At 45.5% G+C, this 200-nt stretch carries 1 protein-coding gene; it reads left to right on the top strand.

The genetic code is table 11. The features are described 5' to 3' along the window. A partial coding sequence (locus D5S11_RS20010; protein ID WP_164833868.1) for a hypothetical protein occupies positions 1 to 200 on the top strand: 200 nt, incomplete at both ends.

Here is a 200-nt window from a genome sequence, read left to right as displayed (position 1 = left end):
ATTGATGAAAAGGTGGCTTTACGTGGTTTGGTCGAAGGTGATTTTGCATCCAACACAACCAAAAAACTAAGTAGACTAGGTTTTGGTAAAGGTGCTGCAACTAATCATTTGGGCGCATCATCTAGTATTGGTGCTGGCGGCATACTTGGCTCAGTATTTGGCGGTCCAGTTGGTACGGTTATCGGTGTTATTACCCCCCC

Source organism: Bacillus sp. L75 (assembly GCF_003676355.1).
Classification (GTDB): domain Bacteria; phylum Bacillota; class Bacilli; order Bacillales; family Bacillaceae; genus Bacillus; species Bacillus velezensis.
This window is presented reverse-complemented; position numbering and strand designations above follow the sequence as displayed.